The 22,952-nt window shown below is 64.0% G+C and carries 22 protein-coding genes and 4 pseudogenes; 15 read left to right on the top strand and 11 right to left on the bottom strand.

What is annotated here, in order from left to right; genetic code table 11:
- The first annotated feature begins 24 nt into the window (after positions 1-24).
- Entirely contained in the window at positions 25-306 is a 282-nt protein-coding gene (locus tag APH36_RS02085) for a hypothetical protein (protein ID WP_060497292.1), read from the top strand.
- A 378-nt stretch (positions 307-684) separates the two neighbouring features.
- On the opposite strand, the gene APH36_RS30485 is transcribed toward APH36_RS02085, so the two are convergent.
- Both APH36_RS30485 and APH36_RS02070 read right to left on the bottom strand, forming a co-directional pair.
- The gene (locus tag APH36_RS30485; RefSeq protein WP_223624033.1) at positions 685-1,065 is read right to left on the bottom strand and encodes a hypothetical protein; all 381 of its coding nucleotides are present in this window, start codon (positions 1,063-1,065) and stop codon (positions 685-687) included.
- A 239-nt stretch (positions 1,066-1,304) separates the two neighbouring features.
- Positions 1,305-1,973: pseudogene (locus APH36_RS02070) on the bottom strand (DNA cytosine methyltransferase); the annotation flags it as partial.
- A gap of 178 nt (positions 1,974-2,151) precedes the next feature.
- Here APH36_RS02070 and APH36_RS32505 point away from each other — a divergent pair.
- A pseudogene (locus tag APH36_RS32505) lies at positions 2,152-2,292 on the top strand (copper resistance protein CopD); the annotation flags it as partial.
- A gap of 70 nt (positions 2,293-2,362) precedes the next feature.
- On the opposite strand, the gene APH36_RS02065 reads toward APH36_RS32505, so the two are convergent.
- The 5 genes and pseudogenes from APH36_RS02065 to APH36_RS02050 all read right to left on the bottom strand — a co-directional run bounded on the left by APH36_RS02065 (position 2,363) and on the right by APH36_RS02050 (position 7,575).
- Positions 2,363-4,414, bottom strand: a complete 2,052-nt coding sequence (locus APH36_RS02065) for a TonB-dependent receptor (protein WP_060497289.1) — start codon at positions 4,412-4,414, stop codon at positions 2,363-2,365.
- Positions 4,415-4,489: 75 nt separating this feature from the next.
- Positions 4,490-4,897 (bottom strand): DUF2946 family protein, encoded by a 408-nt coding sequence (locus APH36_RS02060; RefSeq protein ID WP_060497288.1) that lies wholly within the window; start codon positions 4,895-4,897, stop codon positions 4,490-4,492.
- A gap of 101 nt (positions 4,898-4,998) precedes the next feature.
- Entirely contained in the window at positions 4,999-5,139 is a 141-nt protein-coding gene (locus tag APH36_RS30475; RefSeq protein ID WP_082426321.1) for a DUF2474 domain-containing protein, read from the bottom strand.
- A 12-nt stretch (positions 5,140-5,151) separates the two neighbouring features.
- On the bottom strand, positions 5,152-6,159 hold the full coding sequence (gene cydB, locus APH36_RS02055) for a cytochrome d ubiquinol oxidase subunit II (protein WP_060497287.1): 1,008 nt from the start codon (positions 6,157-6,159) through the stop codon (positions 5,152-5,154).
- A gap of 1 nt (position 6,160) precedes the next feature.
- A pseudogene (locus APH36_RS02050) lies at positions 6,161-7,575 on the bottom strand (cytochrome ubiquinol oxidase subunit I).
- Between the two features lie 288 nt (positions 7,576-7,863).
- On the opposite strand from APH36_RS02050, the gene APH36_RS02045 reads away from it, so the two are divergent.
- The 4 genes and pseudogenes from APH36_RS02045 to APH36_RS02030 all read left to right on the top strand — a co-directional run.
- Positions 7,864-8,241 (top strand): DUF2946 domain-containing protein, encoded by a 378-nt coding sequence (locus tag APH36_RS02045; RefSeq protein WP_060497286.1) that lies wholly within the window; start codon positions 7,864-7,866, stop codon positions 8,239-8,241.
- Between the two features lie 165 nt (positions 8,242-8,406).
- The gene (locus tag APH36_RS02040; RefSeq protein WP_060497285.1) at positions 8,407-8,796 is read left to right on the top strand and encodes a DUF2946 family protein; all 390 of its coding nucleotides are present in this window, start codon (positions 8,407-8,409) and stop codon (positions 8,794-8,796) included.
- A gap of 77 nt (positions 8,797-8,873) precedes the next feature.
- Positions 8,874-9,449: a putative natural product biosynthesis protein gene (locus APH36_RS02035; RefSeq protein WP_060497284.1), complete on the top strand. Its 576-nt coding sequence runs from the start codon at positions 8,874-8,876 to the stop codon at positions 9,447-9,449.
- A 72-nt stretch (positions 9,450-9,521) separates the two neighbouring features.
- A pseudogene (locus APH36_RS02030) lies at positions 9,522-9,767 on the top strand (LysR family transcriptional regulator); the annotation flags it as partial.
- Between the two features lie 77 nt (positions 9,768-9,844).
- Here APH36_RS02030 and APH36_RS31530 read toward each other — a convergent pair.
- Positions 9,845-10,000 (bottom strand): hypothetical protein, encoded by a 156-nt coding sequence (locus tag APH36_RS31530; RefSeq protein WP_156342047.1) that lies wholly within the window; start codon positions 9,998-10,000, stop codon positions 9,845-9,847.
- Positions 10,001-10,332: 332 nt separating this feature from the next.
- On the opposite strand from APH36_RS31530, the gene cydB (APH36_RS02025) reads away from it, so the two are divergent.
- Positions 10,333-11,427 (top strand): cytochrome d ubiquinol oxidase subunit II, encoded by a 1,095-nt coding sequence (gene cydB, locus APH36_RS02025; protein ID WP_060497282.1) that lies wholly within the window; start codon positions 10,333-10,335, stop codon positions 11,425-11,427.
- On the opposite strand, the gene APH36_RS02020 is transcribed toward cydB (APH36_RS02025), so the two are convergent.
- From APH36_RS02020 to APH36_RS02010, 3 genes are all read right to left on the bottom strand, one after another.
- The gene (locus tag APH36_RS02020) at positions 11,424-11,855 is read right to left on the bottom strand and encodes a copper uptake system-associated protein (RefSeq protein WP_060497281.1); all 432 of its coding nucleotides are present in this window, start codon (positions 11,853-11,855) and stop codon (positions 11,424-11,426) included. The two genes, cydB (APH36_RS02025) and APH36_RS02020, sit on opposite strands and share 4 nt — an antisense overlap.
- Positions 11,856-11,910: 55 nt before the next feature.
- Positions 11,911-13,827, bottom strand: a complete 1,917-nt coding sequence (locus APH36_RS02015) for a TonB-dependent receptor domain-containing protein (protein ID WP_082426320.1) — start codon at positions 13,825-13,827, stop codon at positions 11,911-11,913.
- 113 nt (positions 13,828-13,940) lie between these two features.
- Positions 13,941-14,321, bottom strand: a complete 381-nt coding sequence (locus tag APH36_RS02010; RefSeq protein ID WP_060497280.1) for a DUF2946 family protein — start codon at positions 14,319-14,321, stop codon at positions 13,941-13,943.
- Positions 14,322-14,556: 235 nt separating this feature from the next.
- Between APH36_RS02010 and APH36_RS02005 the strand changes: the two genes are divergently transcribed.
- The 8 genes from APH36_RS02005 (at position 14,557) to APH36_RS01970 (ending at position 22,799) form a co-directional block, all read left to right on the top strand.
- On the top strand, positions 14,557-14,937 hold the full coding sequence (locus tag APH36_RS02005; protein WP_060497279.1) for a DUF2946 domain-containing protein: 381 nt from the start codon (positions 14,557-14,559) through the stop codon (positions 14,935-14,937).
- 200 nt (positions 14,938-15,137) lie between these two features.
- Positions 15,138-16,067: an AraC family transcriptional regulator gene (locus tag APH36_RS02000; protein WP_177337066.1), complete on the top strand. Its 930-nt coding sequence runs from the start codon at positions 15,138-15,140 to the stop codon at positions 16,065-16,067.
- Positions 16,068-16,173: 106 nt separating this feature from the next.
- Positions 16,174-17,337, top strand: coding sequence for a molybdopterin-synthase adenylyltransferase MoeB (gene moeB / locus APH36_RS01995; RefSeq protein WP_060497277.1), 1,164 nt, complete (start codon positions 16,174-16,176; stop codon positions 17,335-17,337).
- A 16-nt stretch (positions 17,338-17,353) separates the two neighbouring features.
- Positions 17,354-17,779: a Mov34/MPN/PAD-1 family protein gene (locus tag APH36_RS01990; RefSeq protein ID WP_060497276.1), complete on the top strand. Its 426-nt coding sequence runs from the start codon at positions 17,354-17,356 to the stop codon at positions 17,777-17,779.
- A 51-nt stretch (positions 17,780-17,830) separates the two neighbouring features.
- Entirely contained in the window at positions 17,831-18,109 is a 279-nt protein-coding gene (locus tag APH36_RS01985; protein ID WP_060497275.1) for a MoaD/ThiS family protein, read from the top strand.
- Positions 18,106-19,920, top strand: coding sequence for a CoA transferase (locus tag APH36_RS01980; RefSeq protein ID WP_060497274.1), 1,815 nt, complete (start codon positions 18,106-18,108; stop codon positions 19,918-19,920). Before APH36_RS01985 ends, APH36_RS01980 begins: the two co-directional genes overlap by 4 nt.
- Entirely contained in the window at positions 19,917-21,566 is a 1,650-nt protein-coding gene (locus tag APH36_RS01975; protein ID WP_060497273.1) for a class I adenylate-forming enzyme family protein, read from the top strand. The genes APH36_RS01980 and APH36_RS01975 overlap by 4 nt, the downstream gene beginning before the upstream one ends.
- Positions 21,567-21,575: 9 nt before the next feature.
- Entirely contained in the window at positions 21,576-22,799 is a 1,224-nt protein-coding gene (locus APH36_RS01970) for an acyl-CoA dehydrogenase family protein (protein ID WP_060497272.1), read from the top strand.
- The last annotated feature ends 153 nt before the right edge of the window (positions 22,800-22,952 follow it).

The following is a 22,952-nucleotide window of genomic DNA, read 5'->3' as shown; positions in this document are numbered from 1 at the left end:
CTCCTCCTTCTAGAAGGCCCGGCCATGCGAAAACGCGGTAAGGTTTACTGGGAATGGGCCGATCCCGCGTTGCATTTCCGCAACTACGATGAGCGCCTTCCCTGCGGTACTTTGATCAACATTCAGGTGCGTGTTTCAAAAGAGAACATCACCCAATTGTTCTTCGGTATTTACGGCCCAAAGGGGCTGATGCTTCTCGAGGAAAACTACCCAGAGCGCAAAGGTCAGACGATGACGGCTGCTACGGCTTGGGCGCTGCAGCGCGCCAACGACTGGATAGCTGAGCACGCATCCAACTTTCGATGATCGAATAGAGGGGAGAGGGGTTACAGCTTAGGAGTACAAATGTGCTTCGTGCCGATTACGGAGCTGCCGCTTCGATTTGATGTCACAATGAATGTACAGGGACATCGGCACGTATTCTCGAGCCAGCCCTTTAGGACATCAGTCCAATGCTAAGCAACGAAGATTTTCGCTACACGGCTCATCGGCACCTCCTCGAATTGGATGCCTCAAACTCCAGGCTCAGGTACCTAATTTCTAAAGGCGAGATTGACGGCGTCCCCTGGGATGATGCTGTGGTCTGGCACCAAAATGCATATGACGCATGGGTCATCTTTCTGAGCCAGAAAACACAGCCTTCGTTACTGGTCTGATTCGAAGTCGCAGAGGGATCTGCGATTTTCAGTAGAGGTCCGGCTCAGAACGTTCTGTTAGTGCAGCCCTGGCAATGGAGCCGTCTTCGACGAACCAAGCCTCGGAGTCATGCCACAGCACGTTCGCTGGCTCGCCGCTCACGGTGTCCCAGTCGCTGCCAATGTCCTCAGCGAAGTGGTCCCGGTCGGCGTAGAACTTCAGCGCTTCTCGTAGCCGCTGAACCTCGCCGGTATCGGTCATTGGGCCCAAGCCAATCACAGGTAGGTTCATCTCTGCCGCATCCCTCTCTGCCTCTTCTTTGGTCCACCAGAAGGCAGTACCAACCATCCAGGCTATAGGCTCGGGGTGGGGCTGGGGGACTGGCCGGGCTAACAGAGTAGTCAGCGAATCGATTGAGTCCTTGTTCATGCAGTGCTCGCAGATTGTGCACTGGCAAGTCTTGGAGCATTCGGCGCCGGTGCACTCGTCGGGCATCAGTCCGCATTGAGGGCAAGATTCGCACTCGCACGACTGGAATGCCTGATCTTGGCAGATAACGAGGCAATCGCGGGCCGCTTCCAAGCTGAAGCGCGGCACGCTGACCATCTCTGTGTTGCTGGATCGGTTTTCTGTGGGCATGGGTAACCTCAAGCGATGCGTTCAAGTTGTTATTGGATGCGCCGGCCAATCCAGCGGACGACGAACACGGCCTTGCTGTTGCCGATCGCCTTGTAGCGAGGGCCACCGGGGCATTCATCGGCTGGCTTGCCGCGATATGGGATGCGGGTGTGGTCACCATCAAAGCCCTGGAGCAATTCGCACTCCCGTGGTGTGAGGCGCCGAACTTGGGAGTAGGTATGCACTGCCTGGACTTCAGCCCGAGCCTCCAAGGTGTAAGTGTGCTCGGCTTGTACGCCTACGCCATCTGGCCCGCTGGCTGGATTCTCCCGCAGCGCACCGGCCTGAATAGCGTGGGCCACGATTGGCTGGCCACGGCCGGTGCCGTCCTCGCTTGCGTCGAAACCCTCGGCCTTCAGAGTGTGGGTAATCTCGCCGGTGATGCACACTGCGACCTGGCCACCGGCGTTGGGATGGCTGGAGCCGTGGCCCATGGCACGAAGCGTTGGGGCCAGGTCTCCGGCATCGGCTCCGTGGTCCTTGCAGCTAAAGGCGAGTAGTGCGTTCTCCTGCCCGCTGTTCCTGCCCAGAGGGTGAGCCAGGCCTTTGAGCACATCCGGGTCCTGCGTGCCGTGCACGACCAGCATGCCGTTCTCGGCGTCCTGCTGGGTGGCGCTGCCTGCAGCTTTGCCATTCGCCTGGAGCGTGCCTGATACGACGAATGCCTCGGATTCAAAGTCCATCCTTCCGCTGGCGCTGGCGCTGGCGCATGCGTTGCGAGCTGGTGCCACATCAATTGGCCCGGAAGTGTTGTTTCCACCGAAGACGGTCAGGCGGCCGTCGCGGGCAACCACGACATCCTCATGGCCTGCATCGAGCGCCGGGTCAAAGATAAGTGCGTACTTCAATCGACTGAATGCTCGATCAGGCCGTATTCACGTACTGCGCATCAGCATCCTGGTTGAATGGTTCTGTGGGGTGGCGGCAGTCGCAGCGGTCTCACTGCTGGGGACACTCCCACCCACCCCGCTCAACTGATGCAAGTGATCGCTGTAACGCCAGCGCTTTGGCGTAACAGACCACTCACCAGATAGAACGCAGATCCCTTTTAGAAATCGAAGGTCACCCCGGCATACAGAGCTCGACCGTCACCCGGCGAATGCAGCGAGGCATCGGCGCCATCGGGGTCGTACCAGACGTACTCGTAATAGCGGTTGGTCAGATTCTTCAGTTGCAGGTCTACGCTCATGGTTTCGCTGAGTTTGTAGATGGCACCCAGGTTCATCAGTACGTACCCGCCGTACGTGCCCTGGGTATTCTCACGCTCCAGGTAGTAATTGGTCTGGCCGTTCGCCCAGGCGTTCAGTTGCAGGGCAGGGGTCGCCTGGTAGCTGATGCCGGTGTTCCACAGGTGGTGCGGCACGTGGTCGATTTCCTTGCCTTTGCTGTCGGGCAATGCGCTGCTCGGCTCAAGGATCTTCGAGTATTGCCAGGAGTACGACATCCACATCTCGGTGCGCTCGTTCGGATGCAGGTTGACCTGCAGGTCGTAGCCCCAGCGCCGGGTTTCACCGACGTTGTCCGATTCGCCGCTGGGGTCGTTGAGGCGGCGGCTGACTTCACCGGTGGCGTCCTGGCGCCAGTAGGCCACGCGGCCATCGATCCAGCTGGCAGGTGTGAACTTGACGCCGGTTTCCCAGCCCTCGTTGATCGACGGGTCAAGGTCTTCGTTGCGCGGCGGCACCTTGTAGGCCGCCGCACCGGTACCGACCTGGAAGGTGCGCCCCCAGTTGGCGTAGACACTGGCGAAGCGCCAAGGCGAGTAGACCACGCTGAGCTTGGGCTGCTTGATCAGCCCATAGTCGTTGATGTCGTAGTCCTGCCCGGTCATCTTGTTGGTGAAGTCGCCACTGATCTTGTCCACCCGGTAGGCCGGCACGATCTTCAGTGATTCGAACGGCTCGATCTCTGCCTGCACGTAGGCCCCGACGGTGTTGAAGTCGAAGTCCTGGTCGCGGGTCTGGGCCTGACGCACACGTTCCACGGTGCGATAGCGCTCGCTGCGGTTCTGCTGCTTCTGCACATCGCTGCCGCCTTCCAGGGCGAAGGCGTGCAGCCAGTCCACCTGCGGCCGCCAGGTTAGCGAGGTGATGGCGCCGTACTGGTCTTCGTAGGTGTCGCGCTCCTGCTGTGAGCTGGTGCGCCAGTACTGGGTCCAGCGGCGGTCGTCGAAGGTGTTGAGGTAGGTCTTGGCCGACCAGGACAAGTTGTCGGTCAAGTCCGTGTCGAAGTGCACGCTGACCTGGTTCATCCGCCGTGTGCCTTTGTCCGTGGCGTTGTAGGCGTTGCTCATGCGCGGATGATGGCGGGCATCGTCTTCGGTCAGGTAGCCGGCCTCTTGGGCTTCGGACTCGTAGTGGCGGGCGATCAGGCCAAGGCGGTAGCTGCCATCGTCAGGGGTGTAGAACCACTTGCCGCCGAAGCTGTAGCGCTCGGTGTCGGCATGGTCGCGATAGCCGTCGACCTGCTGGCGACCGAAGAAATAGTTCTGCGTCCAGTTGCTGGTCTCGATGCCCTTGGCCAGTTGCACTTCGCGGGTGTTGAAGCTGCCGTAGCGCACGCGCGCCTTGTTGTAGTTGCCGCCGGTGCGGGTGTTTATGTTGACGTTGCCGGCGATGTTGTTCAGGCCGTAGCGTGGGTCGCTGGTGCCGCGCACCACTTCGATGCTGTCGATGTCCATGGGGAACACCGAGTCGATGAAGGGCATGTTGCCATCGTTGGTGTTGCTGGGGATGCCATCGATCAGCAACTTCACCGCGTTCACTTCGCCTTCGCCATTGAAGCCGCGGAACGACAGTTTGCCCGAGGTGGTGCCCTGGTTGAACTCGGTGAGCATCACCCCGGGCGCGCGGCTGAACAGTTCCCAGCTATAGGTCACGGGCATTTTTTCGAGGATATCGCCGCCCAGGATGTCCACCGAACTGAGCACGCTGCTGGTGGCCAGCGGGCCGCTTTCATTGCCGGTCACGGTGACCGCGCCGAGGGTGAGGGTGGAGTTTTCAGCGGGCAGTGTTTCAGCAATGGCCAGTGACATGGGGCTGAGGCTGTACAAAGCGAGCACGGGCAGAACGGCACGTGCGGTGCAACGGAACGCAGACATGAGTGGTTTCCTGGAAACGGTCGAGCAGGGCTGCACACCGCAGTCACGGGGCAGCTGTGGGCAAGCAACGACGGTTCAGGCCAGGGGGGAGGCGCGTGGGTTCAGCTTTGGCCACTGTTCGCGTGGCAGTGGCAGCCTGTGGCTGTCACCGAGCAGCAGTGCGTCGGGCCAGAAGCGGGGGAACAGGTGGCGATAATAGTCGCTGGCCAGCAAGGCATGCCCGGCGTGTCCGCAACAGCAGTCGCCCGCCTGGTTTTTCGTTGCCGGCTGATCGTCGAGTTGCGGCAACTCGGCCTTGAGTTGGGCCAGCAGTGACTTGGGCAGGCTCTGCGCACCGTGCAGGCTGCAGAAGCTACCGAGGATCAGTGACTGGCTATCGATGCGGGGTGTTTGCAAGGCACGGTCGAGCGGCATCGCCAGCAGGTTGAACAGCACGGCGAAGCAGGCCAGCAGATAGAAGTGTGCGCGAGCACGTGCAGCCATGAAACCCCCGAACGAATGAGGCGTGCATTAAGCCGCATCCCTTGCGGGCTGTAAAAGTTCACGGGTGCGCCATTTTGTCGCAGGCGCACCCGCAAGGGGGGTCAATGAGTGCGCATGCCGGCAGCTAGCATGAACAATCGGATCAGCCAGGCGAACAGGCCCAACGCCGTGACACTGCCAGCCCAGATCAACGCCAGCCAGGCCAGTCTGCGCCACAGAGGCTGCTTCACGCTCGAGGTCATCACCTTATGCTCCTAGTGGTAGCCGTCTTCATGGGTCACCTTGCCGCGGAACACGTAGTAGCTCCAGAACGTGTAGCCGAGGATGATGGGCAGGATGAACAGCGTGCCCACCAGCATGAAGCCTTGGCTTTGCGGCGGCGCTGCGGCATCCCAGATGCTGACCGAAGGCGGGATGATGTTGGGCCACAGGCTGATGCCCAGCCCGCTGTAACCCAGGAAGATCAACGCCAAGGTCAACAGGAACGGGGTGTAGTGTGCATTGCGTGCCACGGCACGCAGCAGCCCGTAGAAGGTGACCACTACCAGGAGGGGCACCGGCAGGAACCACAGCAGATTGGGCATGCTGAACCAGCGGGCGGCGATCTGCGGATAGGCCAGTGGCGTCCACAGGCTGACCACAGCGATGACCACCAGCAATACCAACGCCAGCGGCCTGGCAACATCGTGCATGCGCTGCTGCAGCGGCCCTTCGGTCTTCATCACCAGCCAGGTGCAACCGAGCAAGGTGTAGGCGACCACCAAACCCAGGCCGCAGAACAGGCTGAACGGCGTGAGCCAGTCGAGTGCGCCGCCGGCATACCTGCGCTCGACCACCTTGATGCCTTCGATGAAGGCGCCCAGGGCAACGCCTTGGGAGAAGGTCGCGACCAGCGAGCCGCAGATGAAGGCCTTGTCCCAGAGATGGCGCTTGGCGGGTTTGGCCTTGAAGCGAAATTCGAAGGCTACGCCCCTGAAGATCAGGCCCATCAGCATCAGGATCAGCGGCAGGTAGAGCGCTTCGAGCACCACCGCGTAGGCCAGGGGGAAGGCACCGAACAGTGCCGCCCCGCCGAGGATCAACCAGGTCTCGTTGCCGTCCCAGACCGGGGCGACCGTGTTCATCATCACATCACGGTCACGCTCGTCCTTGACGAAGGGGAAGAGCATGCCGATCCCCAGGTCAAAGCCATCCATCACCACATACATCATCACCCCGAAGATGATGATCACCGCCCAGATCAGTGGAAGGTCGATGCCCATGTCAATTCACCTCTGCCTGGTAATCGTCGGCGGCGGACAGCGGCCGCGCCGGGGTATGTTGCTGGCCGGGACCGCCTGGGGTGTGATGGTCGCCCTCGCCAGGTTTCGGCCCTTTGCGCACCAGGCGCATCATGTAGCCAAGGCCGGTGCCGAACAGGGCGAAATACACACCACGAACGTCACCAGGGTAATGCTGAGTTGGGTGGCGTCATGGTTCGAGACCCCGTCGGCCGTGCGCAGCAGGCCGTAGACCACCCACGGCTGGCGGCCGATCTCGGTGGTGAACCAGCCTGCAAGGATCGCGATCAGCCCCGACGGCCCCATCCACAGCGTGAGGTAGAGGAACGGCCGCGAGCTGTACAACGTGCCGCGCTTGCGCAGCCACAGGCTCCACAGCCCCACGAAGATCATCAGCAAGCCCAGCCCGACCATGACCCGGAACGACAAGAACACGATGGTCGAATTCGGCCGGTCCTCAGGCGGGAACTCCTTCATCGCCGGCACCTGCTTGTCCAGGCTGTGGGTCAGGATCAGGCTGCCCAACGCCGGAATCTCGATCTTGAAGCGCGTGGTCTCAGCCTTCATGTCGGGGATGCCGAACAGGATCAGCGGGGTTGGCTCACCCGGCACGTTCTCCCAGTGGCCTTCGATGGCGGCGATCTTCACCGGCTGGTGCTTGAGCGTGTTCAGGCCATGGAAGTCACCGATCACCGCCTGGATCGGCGCCACTATCAGCGCCATCCACATGGCCATCGACAGCATCTTGCGCACCGCCGGGTTGTCACGACCGCGCAGCAGGTGCCAGGCCGCCGAAGCGCCGACGAAGAAGGCCGTGGCAACGAACGCAGCGGTGGCCATATGCATCAGGCGGTAGGGGAAGGAGGGGTTGAACACCACCGCAAACCAGTCCACCGGCACCACCCGGCCATCAATGATCTCGTGCCCTTGTGGCGTCTGCATCCAGCTGTTGGACGCCAGGATCCAGAAGGTCGAGACCAGCGTGCCGAGCGCCACCATGCAGGTGGAAAAGAAATGCAGGCCCCGGCCGACACGGTTCCAGCCGAACAGCATGACGCCCAGGAAACCCGCTTCGAGGAAGAAGGCGGTCAGCACCTCATAGGTGAGCAATGGGCCGGTCACGGCGCCGGCAAAGTCGGAGAAGCGGCTCCAGTTGGTGCCGAACTGATAAGCCATGACCAGGCCGGACACCACCCCCATGCCGAAATTGACGGCGAAGATCTTCGACCAGAAGTGATAGAGGTCGCGGTAGACCTGCTGATTCGTTCGCAGCCACAGGCCTTCGAGCACGGCCAGGTAACTGGCAAGGCCGATGGTGATGGCGGGGAACAGGATATGGAAGGAAACGGTGAAGGCGAACTGGATTCGAGCCAGGTCTAGCGCCTCGAGCACGCTCATGATGATGGAGCCTCACAGGGTGGCGCACCTTGGCGCCGTTTTCGGGAAGCAGAGCCCGGGTCCTGGCCGGCTCAGCGTTGCTGTCTGGGGAAATGACACGGGCCATTGCGATGGCGGCGCCACTGTAAGGACGGTGGCGGGTGTGACCAACTGCGACAATCTGTCCCTGAGGGGCACCCGCGCGGGTGAATCGAGGCCTGTTACGTGAGGTGTGACGGCTTGTCGCAGAGAGGGCAGGCCGAGGTTGGTGCTTCTGCGGGGCCTTTTTCGATGCTAAAGTTGCGGCCCATGAACCGCCTGCCTTCAAACCGTCCCCTCATTGCCTGGGCACTGTACTTCTGTGTCCTGTTCAATGTACTTGGCTGTGGCCTTTCCCACGGGCAGGCATTGGGATTGGCGCTGAATGGATTCGGCGGTGCGTTCTGCAGCCTTGGTGGCGATACTGGCCTGCTGAAAGCCAAGCAGGACAACGCCTTGGCGGGCGACCTGAGCATCCCCTTCAGTTGCCCGATGGGGGCGGTGGCCTTTCTAACGCTGGTTTTTCTGATTGCCGTCGCCTGGCTGCTGGCCAGCCGTGAGCGCCGGCCATTGCCGCGCGAAATCCGCAGCCAGGCGCCGCCGCGTTATTGCTGGCCCTCGTCCAACCCTCGCGCTTCACCTCTCTGACGCTACCGGCGCCTTGGCGCCCTGGCGGGCCTGTGCCTGCCCTTAGCACTCCAGACCGGCAGTGCATGCCTTGCATGTAACTGCTGGCTGGTTTGACCGTCGTTGGAGAGAGGCCCTCATGACCTGTCGAATCTCCACGCCCGCGCTACCTGGCGAGGCGTGAACATGCGCCGTTGCGGCCTGTGCGCACGTACCTGGGACAACCTCTGGGTCGCCGCGCTGCTAGCGATGCTGCTCAAGGTGCTGGCATTGCCGATGGCCAGTACCCTGGGCGACCTTAGCCTGCAGCAATTGCTGGCGGGCAGCTACTGCTCGTCGGGCGGCGTACAGCCGGCGATTCCGGACAAGGATGGCAACCTAAGCCCGAAAACGGCCGACCCCGGACATTGCTGCTGCGCCCAGGGCGGCCCGGCACCCATGCCTGCTGCATTGGTCCTGGCAGGCTTTGCCTTGCCTGCGCTGCCTGTCGACCGGCAACCGGCTGTTGGGCTGCGTTCGCCCCGGCACCGCTGGCCATCGATCAACCCCCGTGCCTCCCCGACGGCGATCGCCTGACCTGCAAGGACCCAGGCCGCACCCGCGAAAGGCGGGGCGTCGGCCTGCCGATGGCTAGCCGTACCCAGGAGCACACGATGTCTCGTACCCTGACCGCTTCAGCGCTGCTGGAGCCTTCCGCTCGTCCGTCGCGCAGCGGCGAATTTCTGTTGCCGTTTCCCGACTACCCCTGCAATGCCCGCAGCTTCGTCAACCTCGATGCACGCCTGCTGCCTTACTGGCACACGCTGTTCGATGTCTGCCCAGGGCTGCTCAAGCTTGATCCGCCAGAAGGCCTGGAGTTGTTCCGACGATTCATGACCTGGGCATACCGACACCATCCGGCGCTGGACTGGACCTATTACATCAGCGTTTGCCGTTGGTTACTGAACTCTCCTTACCAGGCACGGGTGACGGAGGAGCATATCGAAGCCTTCCTGGTGGCTGCAGCGGCGCTGTGGGTGGCAACTGACGTGTCTCAGGCCCGTGGCCTGGTGCTGGCCTGGCAACCGATGGGCGAACGGGTGGTGGAGTGGAAAACCGGCGTGCGCCCGGCGCTGCCAGCGCCCCAGGCCGATGAAGACTTGCCGCCACCCCCGTGGGAATTTTCCTGGAGCCCGTTGAGCGCCAAGGGCGCGAGCAGCTTCCGGCGTTGGTTGCCGGTGCCCGGCTAAGCCAGGCCAGGACCTGGGCGGCAATACCCCGCCCGTTTCCCACTTCACTGAATACCTAGCGAGATACTGACGATGGACGTACTCCAAGCCATGCGCGCGTTCAGTTGCGTGGTTCAGGCCGGCAGCCTGACCGGCGCGGCCGAAAGTCTGGACACCACGACTGCCAGCGTTTCCCGGATGCTCTCCAACCTGGAAGCGCACTTGCATATTCGTTTGCTCAACCGCACCACCCGCCGCATCGCCCTGACCGAAGCCGGCAACCGTTACCTGAAACGCTGCCGTGTGATCCTCGAACTGGTGGATACGGCGGAGCGCGAGATACACCGCACGCTGGATTTGCTCGCCAACGGGCTGCCTCACACGCGAGCAGGCTCAGCACTGCAACTGGGTGCTTGCTAGTCCGGCAAGTCGTCGCCGCTGGCCAGCGGACGTACCGGTGCATCGACCTTGACTTCGACCTGGGCCAGGGCGGTGATGGCGAAGCTCGTCAACAACATGCCCAACAGCAATCCATTGGCTTTGCGCAAGCCTTTGAACATGAAAGGTTTCATTGGCAGCTCCTTGTTTGATTGATCGCGGCAGCCTTCGTTATCGAGGCTGATAGGCCATTTAGCGTAGTCGCTGCTGTATCGGGCCGCGGCCGGGGTAATGCCGTACGCTGCGGTGCGACAGGCTGCCGCAGTTTTCCCTGCGCCACTGCTGGGCGCCCGTGGGGCCAACGCTTACCACTCACTGCGACGGGCTGTCGCAGTGGGGAGCGCCGCAGGCAACGCCTAGCATGGGCAGAGCCTGCTTTGCCGTTGTCCCATCCACGCTGCACGGCAGGCAACCCACAGCGGCCCTTCTTCGGATGGGCCGCTTTTTTCAGGCTGGGAGAGCCGTCATGGACCACGAACTGCTGAAAATCGTCTGGTGGTTATTGATTGGCGTGATGTTGATCGGTTTTGTGCTGGGCGAAAGTCTGGACGTGGGCGCGCGGGTGCTGGTGCCGTGGCTATCGGGGCAAGGTGCCGAACCGCTGCAGCCGTCTGCGGCCGCGCCTCAGCCTATCAACCTGCTGTGGTTGCTGGCCCTGGGATGCACGATTGCGCTGGTCTGGCCATCGCTCGGTGGCCTGGCCTGCCTGATGACAGGCTTGGTGAGCCTGCTGATACTGCTGCGCCGATCTGCCTGGCAAGCCGCCCGACCGCGCCAAACCTGCAGAGTGCTGGCAATCGGCCTGCTGCCGGCAGCTCTGTTGGGGGGCATGCTGGGCAACCTGCTCCTTGGGTTGCCATTCAGTCGCTGTGGTCAGGCGGGTATACAGTTTCACGGCTCCTTGGCCGGTCTCTTCAGTCCGTTCGCCATGCTTTCAGGTGTCGTGAGCCTGGCGATGGTCTGCCAGTGTGGCGCTACCTGGGTGATGCAGCGTGGTGGCCACTCCCTGTATCAGCCAGCAAGCCGGGTTGCAGGCGTTGCGGGCGTGATGTTCCTGGTCAGTTTCATCGTGGCTGCGATAGGGCTGGCAGCGAACGCACGCGGTTACAGCTTGTGGGCCGTGGAGCGTCCGGCCACCTTGTGTGGGCCTGGCGCGTTCGTGGTGCCGGCCAACAATCCAGGTTGGCTGGCCAATTTTCAGGCCTGGCCTGCAGCCGGCCTGGTACCAGTGCTGGCCTTGTCTGGCACGCTCATGAGCCTGTTCGCCTGCACCCATGCCCGGCCTCGCATGGCGCTATTGGGCAGTGGCCTGACGGTAGGTGCAACGCTGTGCAGCGTAGGGCTGGCGTTGTTCCCCTTCATCTTGCCTTCCAGCGTGCAACCGGCTGCCAGCTTGACCCTATGGAGCGCGGCCAGTGACGAAAGAACCTTGGGTACCCTGCTGATTCTCGCCAGTGTATTGCTCCCGATGTTGCTGGCTTATACCCTGGCTGCCAGCCTCAAGGGTTCGGACCGCTGTGACACACAAGCCGGGCTTGAAAAGCCCCGGCCTGTTCATTAGTGATTCCCGTGGGCAGCGTCCTTGTCGACCTTGACCACGCCCTGGAACAGCGCGAACTGCTTGACCCGCTCGGTTGGCTGTTCACTTTCGGCCTGGCGCACGGCCTGGCTCAGCCGGGCCGCGTCCTGTTCGCCGAGCCCCGCGCTGCGCAGGGTAGCCGGGTCGAGCAACGAATCGCCGGCGCACAACACCACCCGCCAGCCATGAGGCCCCTTGCGAAGCAGCGCGCGGCCGCCGCGCTGGTCCTGCAGCCAGCCGGCCACCGCATGGTCGCCTTCGACAGTCACCGGGCCGACATCCAGCGGTGCGTCGGGGCGTTCGAAGTTGTGCCGCATCAGTTGCTGGATGCTCTGTTGCTCGCTGGCGGTGTCGGCCATGGCCAGCAGCGGGCTGCAGGCCAGCAGCAAGGCAAGGATCGGTGCTTTCATCTGCGTTTTCCTTTATGAGGCTGCCGACGACTGTCGGCAGCGTCCGGTGGCGGGCTCAGAAGCCCATCTTCACACCCAACTGCGCCGAAGTGCCGGGCATCGGGTAGTTGGTGCGGTAGGCGTAGTCGCGGTCGAACAGGTTCTCCACGGCGACGAACACTTCGCCGACCTCGCCCAGCGCCGGCACGGCATAGCCCACGCGCATGTTGACCACGGTGAAGCTGTCGACCTTGGAGAAGTTGCTGGCGCCGGCGGTGCGCTCTTCGGCCAGTACGTACATGTCCTTCTGGTATTGCGCGTCTGCCGACAGGCGCCAGCGGCCGATCTCGTAGGTGGTGCCCAACGACAACGACTTCTGCGGCGCATAGGGCAGGGTCTTGAGCGACGGGTCGAGCCAGGTGAAGCCGACGAAGCTGCTCCAGTTGCTGGTCCAGCGCTGCTGCCAGGTGGCTTCGGCGCCCTTGACGTTGTAGTCGCCCAGGTTGATGTAGGACGGGCTCGACACGGTCGGCGGGAAGGCGAACAGGTAGCGGTCCTGCAGCTTGTCCTTGAACACCGCCAGGTCCAGGGTGGCGGTGTCGATCGGGTTGAAGCGCACACCCAGCTCCTGATGGTCGAGCTTTTCAGGCTTGAGGTCTTTCCAGGTTTCGCCAAGCGCCGGGATCAGGCTCGACATCACCGAGGCCTCCAGGCCCGGATAGTTGATGCCGCGCGAGGCATTGGCGCGGAACTCGACATTGTCCGACGACAGCAGCAGCCCGGCGTGGGGTGCGGTGGCGCTTTCGAAGACGTTGTGTTCGTAGGTGCGCACGCCCGCCGATGGTGTCAGGGTCCAGCGGTCGTTGAGGGCGAAGGCATGGCTGACGGCGATATGCGGTGAGGTCACGCGCAGGGTAGGGGCGTCGAACTTCGCCTGCGGCGCTGGGGCAATGCGCTTGAAGTGCACTTCGCCCTTGCTTTCGTCGACGTCCAGGCCCAACGCCACTTCGCCGCCTTGCCAAGGGCGCAGTTGCTCTTCCCAGCGAATGCCCTGAAGGGTGAAGTCGCTGATGGTGTCGCCGTCCAGACCGGTCTGGTCCAGGGCGGAACCACGGCCCTCGTTATGGTAGAGCTTGAGGCTGCCATTACCCCAATCATGCTCGTGGGCCACAGACAGCGAGGTCAGGGTGCCACGGGTGTTGAATTCGCCGTTCTTGGTCTCTGGCAGGCCTTTTTGGCCGGGATCGGAGACCTGGTTGTTGGCGTGCAGCACCAGCAAGCCGGTGCTCCAGTTGTCGTTCAGGCGATAGCCCAGGCGTGCCATGCCGTTGTTCAGGCGGCCGTCGCCGTCGCTGCGGTCGCCGTCCGAGTGGGCGGCGCCCTGTGCCAGCAGGTAGTCGAAGTTGCCTTCGCGGCCGATCAGGCTGGCCTGTTCGGTGGCGGTACGGAAGCTGCCACCGGTCAGTTGCAGTTCTCCGTGGTGGTTATCGCCCTGTTCGGCCACTTTGGGTGTGAGGTCGATGGCGGCGAAGGTGTTGCCGAACTTCTGCGGCTGCGGGCCCTTGTACACACTGATGCTCTGCATGGCATTGATCGGCAGCAGGTCCAGCAGCGGGTGGCCCCACACCCCCATGTAGAACGGCACGCCGTCGATGTAGGTCTTGATCTCGCTGCCCGGGCGGCTGGCACCCATACCGCGGATGTACACGGCGCCACCCTCGGCGCCGCCGAACGAACCGACCGGGTTGAAGCGCGACACCACCACGCCGGGGGTGCGGCGCAGGGCGGAGGACAGGTCAAGGGCGTTGAGGTCGCGAATCTGCTCTTGGCCGACCACGGTGGTCAGGCTGCCGAAGCTGTCAACGTTGTTCTGGTCAATGACCGAGGTGCCGACCACCGTGGTTTCGGGCAGCTCCACGCTGTCGGTCTGGGCCAGTGCGGTACCACTGGAAAGGGCAAGTGCGGCGGCGCAGCAAAGCGTCTTGTTCTTCATGCTCTGGGTGTTCCTGTTGCGATAAGTCGAGACGGGCCAGCCCCGCCCCGCGCGCATGGCGGCATCCCCAGGTGCATAGAGCCAGGGGCGTGGGGCGGGTCAGGGACAACGGATCAGGCCAGGGCAGGCGAGGCGCGGGGGTTGGCTGCGGGCCACAGGCGACGGGGCCAGGCTGCCGGGGCAGCGGGCAGGCGGTCATCGAGCGCAGCGTGTGCGAACGGCAGGTCTGGCAGCAGGGGCGTGAACGCCAGGCCCGCGTGGCTGCACAGTGGACAATCGAGCGTGGTATTGGCGGCCAGGTTCTCGCCTAGCCATTGTTCGAAACCGATGGGGCCAGGCGGCGCACCAGCGTGGCCGCAGAACGCGCTGCCGGCGCCATTGAGCGCCAAGCCGGTGGCCTGACCGTGGCCGATGCCACAGTGCAGCACGGCGAACAGCACGCTGGCATAGAGTATCCAGGCGAAGGCGTGGTGACGTCCTGCTGCTCGGTGCATTTCCTTTGCTCGATGGCCGCTACGGTTGAATGGGGCGAGGCGCGAGTCTAGCAACGCTGCTCGATTGCGCAGGGTGCGACAGTCTGCCACACCCTGCCGAGGCGACTATTGTTTCGCAACCGCTCGGCAAGGGGTGTGGCGGATTGTCGCAGAAGAGTCTAGAAAGCCTTGTGCGGATTGCCAGGCGAGAATCGCAGTCGGCATCCGCCCACCTCCAACGCCACGGATCCGGTGCATGAACCACCCCCCGACACGACGCGCCATCATTGCCTGGGCCTTGTACTTCAGTGTGCTGTTCAACGTGTTCTCCTGTGGCTTGGGTCATGGGCAGATGCTCGGGTTGGCGCTCAACGGCATCGGCGGGCAGTTCTGCTCGCTCGGCAGCGACACCTCGGCGCTGGCCGTCAAGGACCTTTCGGCCTTGCCCGACAGTGGGTTGGCAACGCCGTTCAGCTGCCCGCTCTGCGCGGCGGGCTTCATGCACCTGGTGTTCCTGGCTGCACTGGCCTGGCTGCTGTCGAACATCGACCGGCGCGCTTTCGCCCGCGCGCCCCTCGGGCATGCGCCGCCTCGCTATTGCTGGCCGTCCTCCAATCCTCGCGCCTCTCCCCGCTGAACCTCACTGCGCCACACGGACCTGTGGCCGTGTGCGCGTCTGCGGCTCATGGCAAAGGGTACAGGGCCGAAGAGGTGGCTTGCGGGCTTAACGCGCAAGCCGTTAGCCAGCGGAGCGGGTGGCGGGCCAGCAAGGTCGCACGTCGCTTCATGGAGGAGTGCCGGCGATGGACGCTACCTTGCAAGTGGCGAATGAAACGCGTGGCATACGCTAGCGTCGACCTGCGCCGCGTTGCCCCGGATGCCCCGTTGCAGCGCCTGCGCGCCGTGCCGGCGAGCGCGCCACAAACACTGGCCATCGAGGACGACCTGCTGCTGTTGCGCCTCGATGCCAGCCACTCGGGCACCGGCGTGCAGCGCACCTGCGAACTGCTCGGCGGGCCGCTGCTGTGTCTGACGTTCCTGGAGCAGGGCCATGTGCAGTACGCCGACCGCAAAGGCCGCTGTTGGCGTTTCGAGGCGGGGCAGAGCATCGCCCAATTGCTGCACGCGCCACAGCAGGCCAGTCGCTTTAGGTTCGGCAGGGGCGCTTGTGGTCTGCACCTGCTCGTCGGTGAGCGCACCTTGCGCCGTTACCTGGGTGATCAGCAGGCTTGGCGCCTGCTGAATTGCCAGGGCGAGGCGCCGCTGCTGCAGCATGCTACCAGCCGTGATGCGTGTAGCCACGTCCAGGCTCTGGCCACGCGCCTGGCGCAAGGGCAATGCGCGCCACTGGACATCCACATGCATGTGCTGAACCTGTTGAGCCACCCCCTGCGCCAGCTAGCCGTGTCGTCCCAGGCCACGCCGCTGTTGCCTGCTGCTCAGGTCAAGCGACTGGAGCACGCCCGGCAACTGTTGCACGATGAACTCGACCAGCCCCTGACCGTTGCGTTGCTGTGTCGCCGTGTCGGCCTCAGTGCGGCGAAGCTCAAGCAGGGCTTTCATGCGCTGTTCGACACCACGCCTTATCGCATGCTGCTGGAGCTGCGTATGCAGCGTGCGCACGTATTGCTTCAAGAGGGCTGCCAGGTCGCCCAGGTGGCTTACCGGGTTGGCTACAGCCACCCCAGCAATTTCAGCGCGGCCTTCAGTGGCTATTTCGGCTTTGCGCCCAAGGAGGTCGGCAAGCGCGGCGTCGTGCCGACGTAATCCATACGAATCAGAACGCAATCCATATGAATCCAAGCCGCCAACGGATGGGCGCCCCCGTTGGGCTGGCGAACAATGGGCAGGCCCTAAGCCAAGGAGCTTCACGATGAAACTTCCCGCACTGGTTGATGCCTGCGCCCAACTGAGCAGCGAAGAGATTTCCCGCTACAGCCGCCACCTGTTGATTCCCGACGTCGGGCTCGACGGCCAGCGCCGGCTCAAGAGCAGCAAGGTGCTGGTCATCGGCGCCGGCGGGCTTGGCTCGCCGACTTTGCTGTACCTGGCGGCCGCTGGCGTCGGCACGCTCGGCATCGTCGATTTCGACGTGGTCGAGGCGTCCAACCTGCAACGCCAGGTGATCCACCGCCAGTCCACCCTGGGCCAGGCCAAGAGCGACAGCGCCGCCCAGGCCATCGCCGACCTCAACCCCTTCGTCAACGTGCGTCGACACACCCTGCGCCTGGAACCGGAGAATGCCCTGGCGTTGTTCGCCGAGTACGACCTGATCCTCGATGGGACCGATAACTTCGCCACTCGCTACCTGGTCAACGATGCCTGCGTGCTGGCCGGCAAACCTTATGTCTGGGGTTCGATCTTCCGTTTCGAGGGCCAGGTCTCGGTGTTCTGGGAACAGGCGCCGGGCGGCGCGGGCCTCAACTACCGCGACCTTTACCCCGAACCGCCGCCTCCGGAGTTGGCGCCGTCCTGCTCGGAAGGTGGGGTGCTGGGCATCCTCTGCGCGTCGATCGGCTCGATCATGGCCACCGAGGCGATCAAGCTGATCACCGGCATCGGCGACACATTGCTGGGCCGCCTGATGGTCTATGACGCTCTGGACATGAATTACCGCCAGATCCGCCTGCGCCGCGCGCCGGACCGGCGGCCCATTACCCGACTGGAGGACTACCAGGCCTTCTGCAGCGGTGTATCGCAAGCCCCGGTGACGGTGCCGCAGGTCAGTGCCATGGAACTGAGCCGGATGATGCGTGAGGACCCGACCGTGGTCCTGATCGATGTGCGTGAACAGACCGAATGGGATATCGCACACATCCAGGGCGCACGCCTGATGCCCAAGACCGACCAGTTGGCCGGGCAGCTCAAGGCCCTTTACGCCAGCGATACGCCCCTGGTCGTGCATTGCAAGTCCGGCGCCCGTTCACGGGTGGTAGTGCTGCAATTGCAGGCACTGGGTTTCACCCAGGTGCAGAACCTGCAAGGCGGCATCCTGGTCTGGATCGATGACGTCGAACCCGATCTGCCACGGTACTGAAAGGAAGGAGCCTCCCATGCTGATCATTTCCAGGGCGTTGCTCGATGCCGCCATGGCCCATGCACAACAGCAACATCCCCTCGAAGCCTGTGGCGTGATGCCCGGCCGGCAAGGCACTGACCGGCCTTCGCGCTGGGTGCCAATGGTCAACCATGCCGGGTCGCAGACCTTCTTCCAGTTCGAGCCTCGCGAGCAGTTGCGGGTGTGGCGCGAAATGGACGCGCAGCAAGAAGAACCGGTGGTGATCTATCACTCACACACGTCCAGCGATGCCTACCCGAGCCGGGCCGACATCGACTTCGCCAACGAGCCGCACACGCACTACCTGATCCTGTCCACCGTCAGCGGTTGCGAATACCCGGTGCGCAGTTACCGCATCGCCAATGGCCAGGTGATCGAAGAGAGCCTGCGCATCGTCGACGTCGATACCCGCGCGGCCTGAGCCGCGCCGCCTCCTTCCTTATTTGATCGGCCATTGGCCGAGGAGTACGCCATGCCGGTTTTTGTCAGTGTTCCGACCCTGTTGCGCAGCTACACCCAGGACAGCAAACGCGTGCAAGCGCAAGGCACGACGGTGCGCGAGGTCGTCGACGACCTCGAACGGCGCTACCCGGGCATTCGCTCACGGCTGATGGATGCGCAGCAATTGCACCGCTTCGTCAACCTGTACCTCAACGACGAGGACATCCGCTTCCTCGACAATCTGGACACCGTCGTGGCCGACCGCGATGAGCTCACCATCCTGCCTGCCGTCGCTGGCGGTGCACAATGAATCAAGCGGCGACGCTGCACGGCTGTCGCCTGCTCGGTGCGTTCGCCGATGAGCATGATCCCTTGCAGCGAGCCCTGGCGATGCAGGCGAGGGCGCTGGGGATTGCCGTCGAGTCTGTATCCGACGCAGGACGCGAACAGATCTATTGGCTGCAAGGTCAGGGGCTGGCCCCCACGCATTGCCGACTCACCGGCTGGGACGACGAAGCGACTCGTGCCATCAGCGAATTCACCCTCCAGGCTGCCTGCGGACTGATGGCGGTGCACGGCCGGGCCAGTGGGCAGGCCCAGGCCATCGACCTCGACTATCTCGCTCATGTGGTCGCGAGCCTGGCATTGACCGGGTTGATGGCGACGGCGTTGGCGCGTCTGCGCGGTGGCCAGGTGACGGACTGCAGCGTGTCGCTGCCAGGCGCCGGTCTGCAGTGCATCAGCCAGTACCTGGCTGGAGCAACGGCCGAGGAGGGTGCCGAGCGATTGCCAGCGGGGTGCTCGTCTGCCCGCTTGCGGCCACCCTTCGTCAGTGCCGATGGCGTGGTTTTCGAGTTGGAAACCCTGGACGCCGGTCCGTGGTTGGCATTCTGGGACGGCCTGGGCGTTGCCCGGGCCGACAGCAGTAAAGGCTGGCAGGGCTTCCTGCTGCGCTATGCCCGCGCCATTTCACCGATGCCAGAGACTTTGTGTAGGACGCTGGCGAACCTGCCGTACGCGCAGGTCGTCGAGCACTGCACGGCGGTGGGAATGGCGGTCACGCCGGTCCATCAACCTTGCCAGCGCGATACCCTGATACCAGTCGGTGAAACGCCTTGGTCGTTCAGTCTGCATCCGGTGACGGTGCCGTCACGCCCATGCAATCAGGTATTGCCATTAAGCGGTTTGCGCGTCATCGAGTCGTGCCGGCGTATTCAGGGGCCGTTGGCTGGCCACTTGCTGGCGATGCTCGGGGCACAGGTAACCCGCCTGGAAATGCCCGGCGGCGATCCGCTGCGTGGCATGGCGCCGCTGGCGCAGGGCTGTTCGGTACGTTTCGATGCGCTCAACGGCCTGAAGGCAGTGGTCGAACTGGACCTGAAGTCGGCCAGCGAGCGTGAGCAACTGCGTCGGAACATCGCCGAGGTGGATGTGTTCCTGCACAACTGGGCCCCTGGCAAGGCCGAGGAGCTGGCGCTCGATCAAGCGGACCTGGCCCAGGTCAATCCCGCGTTGATCTATGCCTACGCCGGTGGTTGGGGCAATGCCCAGGTGCCCGTCGGGCTACCGGGCACCGACTTCACCGTGCAGGCCTGGTCGGGCATCGCCCACCTGATCGGCCAGGGCGAGGGCAACCCCGGCGGCTCGTTGTTCACCGTACTGGATGTGTTCGGCGGGGTGATCGCCGCCCAGGGCATCGTTGCCGCGCTGCTGGCTCGCCATCTGCACGGCCATGCCGGGCGCGTGGACAGCTCTTTGCTCGGAGCCGCCGATCTGCTGTGCCGCTCGCGGATGACGCGTACACGCCCACTGAGCGCGGGCGTGTTCCGCTGCCAGGACGCCAGCCTGGCGATTGACTGCTGTGCCCCTGAGCACCTTGAAACCCTCGCACGCGTGTTCGACTTCCCCATGCCGTGCGCGTGGCAGACCCTGCGCGAGCCGTTGGCGCTGCAACTGGCCCGGCAGCCGGCCGCCCACTGGCAGGTGCGGTTGCTGGCCGCAGGCGTGCCCGTGGCGATCGTCCGCCAGGACCTTGCCGAACTGCAACAAGACCCACGCCTGGCGCCTTGGCTCGCGCCTGGCCGTTATACCCGCGTGCTTTCCCCATGGAGGTTCACATGAACGAATCCGGCATCATCGATCTGGTCCCCGTCACCGCCAGGCAGGCCTGGCGCGAGGCCGGCTGGTACGCCGACCGGCCATTGTTCGAGTTGTTCGAGGCGCACGTGATGGCCGAGCCCGAGAAACCGGCAGTACTGACCCTGGACGGGCAGGTGAGTTACCGCCAGCTCCACGACCAGGCCCTGCGCCTGGCCAGTGGTCTGCGTGAGCGTGGCGTGGTGGCGGGTGATGTGGTCGCCTATCAACTCGGCAACGGCTGGCAGTGCTGCGCCATCGACCTGGCCGCTGCCGTGCTGGGCGCGGTGGTCGCGCCGTTCCCACCAGGGCGCGGGCGGCTGGATATCGAAGCCTTGCTCAAGCGCTGCTGTGCACGGGCGGTGATCGTCGCGCCTTGCCAGGGCGAGGTAGACCTGTGTGCAGTGGTGGAATCGCTGCGCCCTACCTTGCTGGGCTTGCGCGTGCTGGTGGTCGACGGCGACGAGCGTCAGGGCTGGTCGACCTTGAGCGGGTTGCTGGCGTCGGAACCACTGACGGCGGCCGAGCGCCCCCAGGTATGTCCCGACAGCCCAGCGCGCTTGCTGGTGTCTTCCGGCACTGAGTCCGAGCCCAAGCTGGTGGCCTATTCGCATAATGCGCTGGTCGGTGGACGCGGGCGCTTCCTGCAACGCCTGCATCTAGAGGGGCAGGCTTTACGCGGGCTGTATCTGGTTCCACTGGGCTCGGCGTTCGGTTCCACCGCCACGGCCGGGTGCCTGGCTTGGCTAGGGGGCTCGCTGGCGGTGCTGGCGCACTTTGACGTAGCAGATGCCATCCGAGCCATCGAGCAGTTGCGCCCGACTCATGTGTTCGCCGTGCCAACCATGTTGCAGCGGATCGCCGCCGAGCCGGCACTGACCCAGGCAGATCGACGTAGTCTGGTGGCGCTGGTCAGTGGCGGAGCATTGATCGACGGGCAGAGCATCCGCCGCTGTGTCGAGGCGTTCGGCTGCCCCGTGGTGAGCCTGTACGGCTCGGCCGACGGGGTCAACTGCCACAATCTGCCGGATGACCCGCTGGATGTAGTGTTGAACAGCGTTGGCAAGCCTAACCCCAGCGTCTGCCAGATCAAGATCGTCGATGACGAGGGCCACGAACTGCCTGCGGGCGAAGTCGGCGAGATCAAGGCCCGCGGCCCCTTGAGCCCGATGCAGTATGTCAACGCGCCCGAGCTCGATCAGCGCTATCGCGATGCACAGGGTTGGGTGTGTACCGGCGACCTGGGGCTGATCGATGGGGAAGGACACCTGGTGCTGGCCGGGCGCAAAAAGGACGTGATTATTCGCGGCGGCGCCAATATCAGCCCGGCGCAGATCGAGCGGCTGGCCACCGCGCACCCGGACGTTGTCAGTGCCGCCTGCGTGGCGGTGGCCGATGCCGAACTGGGCCAGCGCGTGTGCATCTGCCTGAGCCTGCGCCAGGGCGCCCGGCGTTTTGCCCTGAAGCACCTGACCGACTACCTGGGCGATCAGGGCCTGGAGAAGAACAAATGGCCGGAGTACCTGCGCTTCTACCGCGAATTGCCCCTGAGCCCCGCCGGCAAGGTGGACAAGAAAGCGTTGGCCGCCGACCTGGCGTTCCTGCAACGCACCCTGAACATTGCCTGCTGAGGAGCGCGCATGCCTGAGCATGATCAACTTCATCCCGTGGCCCGGCGCATTCGCCGGTTCGTGGACCAGCGGCTGTTACCGCTGGAGCCATGCCTGGACGCAGGCGATGCCAAGGCCGAGGACTGCCTGGCGCAACTGCAGCAGGCGGCTCGCGATGCCGGCTTGTGGGGGCAGGCCAACGGCCTGGCGCCAGGCCGGCTGCTCGACTACCTGCCCTTGGCCGAGCAGGAAGGCAGGTCTGAATACGGGCCGGCCGTGTTCGGTGCCGAAGCCGTGCTGGACGGCTACATGCTACGTCACGCCAACCCACGCCTGCAGCGCGAGGTGCTTGCGCCCGTGCTGGCAGGGGAGGCGCTTGCCAGCTATGGCATGTCCGAGCCGAACAGCATCGGCTCGATACCCGCGACGCTGACCACCCGCGCCCGTTGGTGCGGTGACCACTGGCAACTGGACGGCGAGAAGTGGTTCATCTGCCGCGCCGAGCAGGCGGCTTTCATCACCGTGGTGGCGCGTACCGCCGAAGGGCCGGTGGAGCGAGCCCTGAGCCTGTTCGTGGTGCCTGCCAGTACACCGGGGGTGGAGGTTGGTGAGCGGATGAAGGTGCTGGGGCGCTATCAGGGGCAAGCGCCGGTACGCCTGAACGCGGTCCGGCTCGCAGAGGATCAGGTGCTCGGCCAGGTGGGCCAGGGATTCGCGCTGATCCAGGAGCGCCTTGCCCTGGGCCGGCTGCTGCGTGCGGCGCACTGGCTGGGCATGGCCCAGCGCTGCTTCGACCTGATGGGCGCGCGCATCGTCTCGCCCCGTGGTGCCTTGGCGCGGCTGGCGGACAAGCAACTGGTGCGTCTGCGCATGGTCGAGGCGTACCGGGCCATCCATGCCGCGCGGTCGTTGCTGCACGATGCCGCGACCCGGTTCGACCAGGGCCGGAGCAATGACCTGGAGGCCAACCTGGCCAAGCTGGCTGCTTCGCGGGCCTTGAGCCTGAACGTCGATTCGGCGATCCAGATCCACGGCGCCGAAGGCTTGACCGACGGTACGCCACTCTCGGGGATTTACCGGCACGCCCGCGCCACCCACTTCATGGATGGCACCGACGATGCGCTGGTCAGTGCCCTGGGGCGACAGCTGATCGGCGCCTATCAAGAAGGAGGCGGGGTGAATTTTGCCGCGCCTTCTTCGTCTCCCATGAACTGGACAGGTTCAGTGGACGAGGACGGCCCCCATGCAGACTGATCACGTGCTGACCCGCCAGCCTTCCACCTGGCTGTTGCGCAGCTTGCTGGGCGCGGCCATGGCGCTGCCCATGCTGGTGTTCTATGCCATCGGCGCGCTGGGGCCTTTCCTGGTTGCTGACCTGCAGGTACCCGAACACTGGCTGGGTTACCT

Source organism: Pseudomonas sp. NBRC 111133, assembly GCF_001320605.1.
In the GTDB taxonomy this organism is placed as follows: domain Bacteria; phylum Pseudomonadota; class Gammaproteobacteria; order Pseudomonadales; family Pseudomonadaceae; genus Aquipseudomonas; species Aquipseudomonas monteilii.
This window is presented reverse-complemented; position numbering and strand designations above follow the sequence as displayed.

What these genes read in the sequence shown, in the direction of transcription:
- APH36_RS02045 (WP_060497286.1), top strand. Translation starts at nt 7,864, where the DNA reads ATGAACCGCCTGCCTTCAAACCGTCCCCTCATTGCCTGGGCACTGTAC.
- APH36_RS02010 (WP_060497280.1), bottom strand. Translation starts at nt 14,321, where the DNA reads ATGCACCGAGCAGCAGGACGTCACCACGCCTTCGCCTGGATACTCTAT.
- APH36_RS02035 (WP_060497284.1), top strand. Translation starts at nt 8,874, where the DNA reads ATGTCTCGTACCCTGACCGCTTCAGCGCTGCTGGAGCCTTCCGCTCGT.
- APH36_RS02065 (WP_060497289.1), bottom strand. Translation starts at nt 4,414, where the DNA reads ATGTCTGCGTTCCGTTGCACCGCACGTGCCGTTCTGCCCGTGCTCGCT.
- APH36_RS01985 (WP_060497275.1), top strand. Translation starts at nt 17,831, where the DNA reads ATGCCGGTTTTTGTCAGTGTTCCGACCCTGTTGCGCAGCTACACCCAG.
- cydB (WP_060497282.1), top strand. Translation starts at nt 10,333, where the DNA reads ATGGACCACGAACTGCTGAAAATCGTCTGGTGGTTATTGATTGGCGTG.
- APH36_RS01975 (WP_060497273.1), top strand. Translation starts at nt 19,917, where the DNA reads ATGAACGAATCCGGCATCATCGATCTGGTCCCCGTCACCGCCAGGCAG.
- cydB (WP_060497287.1), bottom strand. Translation starts at nt 6,159, where the DNA reads ATGGGCATCGACCTTCCACTGATCTGGGCGGTGATCATCATCTTCGGG.
- APH36_RS30485 (WP_223624033.1), bottom strand. Translation starts at nt 1,065, where the DNA reads ATGAACAAGGACTCAATCGATTCGCTGACTACTCTGTTAGCCCGGCCA.
- APH36_RS02015 (WP_082426320.1), bottom strand. Translation starts at nt 13,827, where the DNA reads ATGAAGAACAAGACGCTTTGCTGCGCCGCCGCACTTGCCCTTTCCAGT.
- APH36_RS01980 (WP_060497274.1), top strand. Translation starts at nt 18,106, where the DNA reads ATGAATCAAGCGGCGACGCTGCACGGCTGTCGCCTGCTCGGTGCGTTC.
- moeB (WP_060497277.1), top strand. Translation starts at nt 16,174, where the DNA reads ATGAAACTTCCCGCACTGGTTGATGCCTGCGCCCAACTGAGCAGCGAA.
- APH36_RS01970 (WP_060497272.1), top strand. Translation starts at nt 21,576, where the DNA reads ATGCCTGAGCATGATCAACTTCATCCCGTGGCCCGGCGCATTCGCCGG.
- APH36_RS31530 (WP_156342047.1), bottom strand. Translation starts at nt 10,000, where the DNA reads ATGAAACCTTTCATGTTCAAAGGCTTGCGCAAAGCCAATGGATTGCTG.
- APH36_RS01990 (WP_060497276.1), top strand. Translation starts at nt 17,354, where the DNA reads ATGCTGATCATTTCCAGGGCGTTGCTCGATGCCGCCATGGCCCATGCA.
- APH36_RS02060 (WP_060497288.1), bottom strand. Translation starts at nt 4,897, where the DNA reads ATGGCTGCACGTGCTCGCGCACACTTCTATCTGCTGGCCTGCTTCGCC.
- APH36_RS02005 (WP_060497279.1), top strand. Translation starts at nt 14,557, where the DNA reads ATGAACCACCCCCCGACACGACGCGCCATCATTGCCTGGGCCTTGTAC.
- APH36_RS02085 (WP_060497292.1), top strand. Translation starts at nt 25, where the DNA reads ATGCGAAAACGCGGTAAGGTTTACTGGGAATGGGCCGATCCCGCGTTG.
- APH36_RS30475 (WP_082426321.1), bottom strand. Translation starts at nt 5,139, where the DNA reads ATGACCTCGAGCGTGAAGCAGCCTCTGTGGCGCAGACTGGCCTGGCTG.
- APH36_RS02020 (WP_060497281.1), bottom strand. Translation starts at nt 11,855, where the DNA reads ATGAAAGCACCGATCCTTGCCTTGCTGCTGGCCTGCAGCCCGCTGCTG.
- APH36_RS02040 (WP_060497285.1), top strand. Translation starts at nt 8,407, where the DNA reads ATGCGCCGTTGCGGCCTGTGCGCACGTACCTGGGACAACCTCTGGGTC.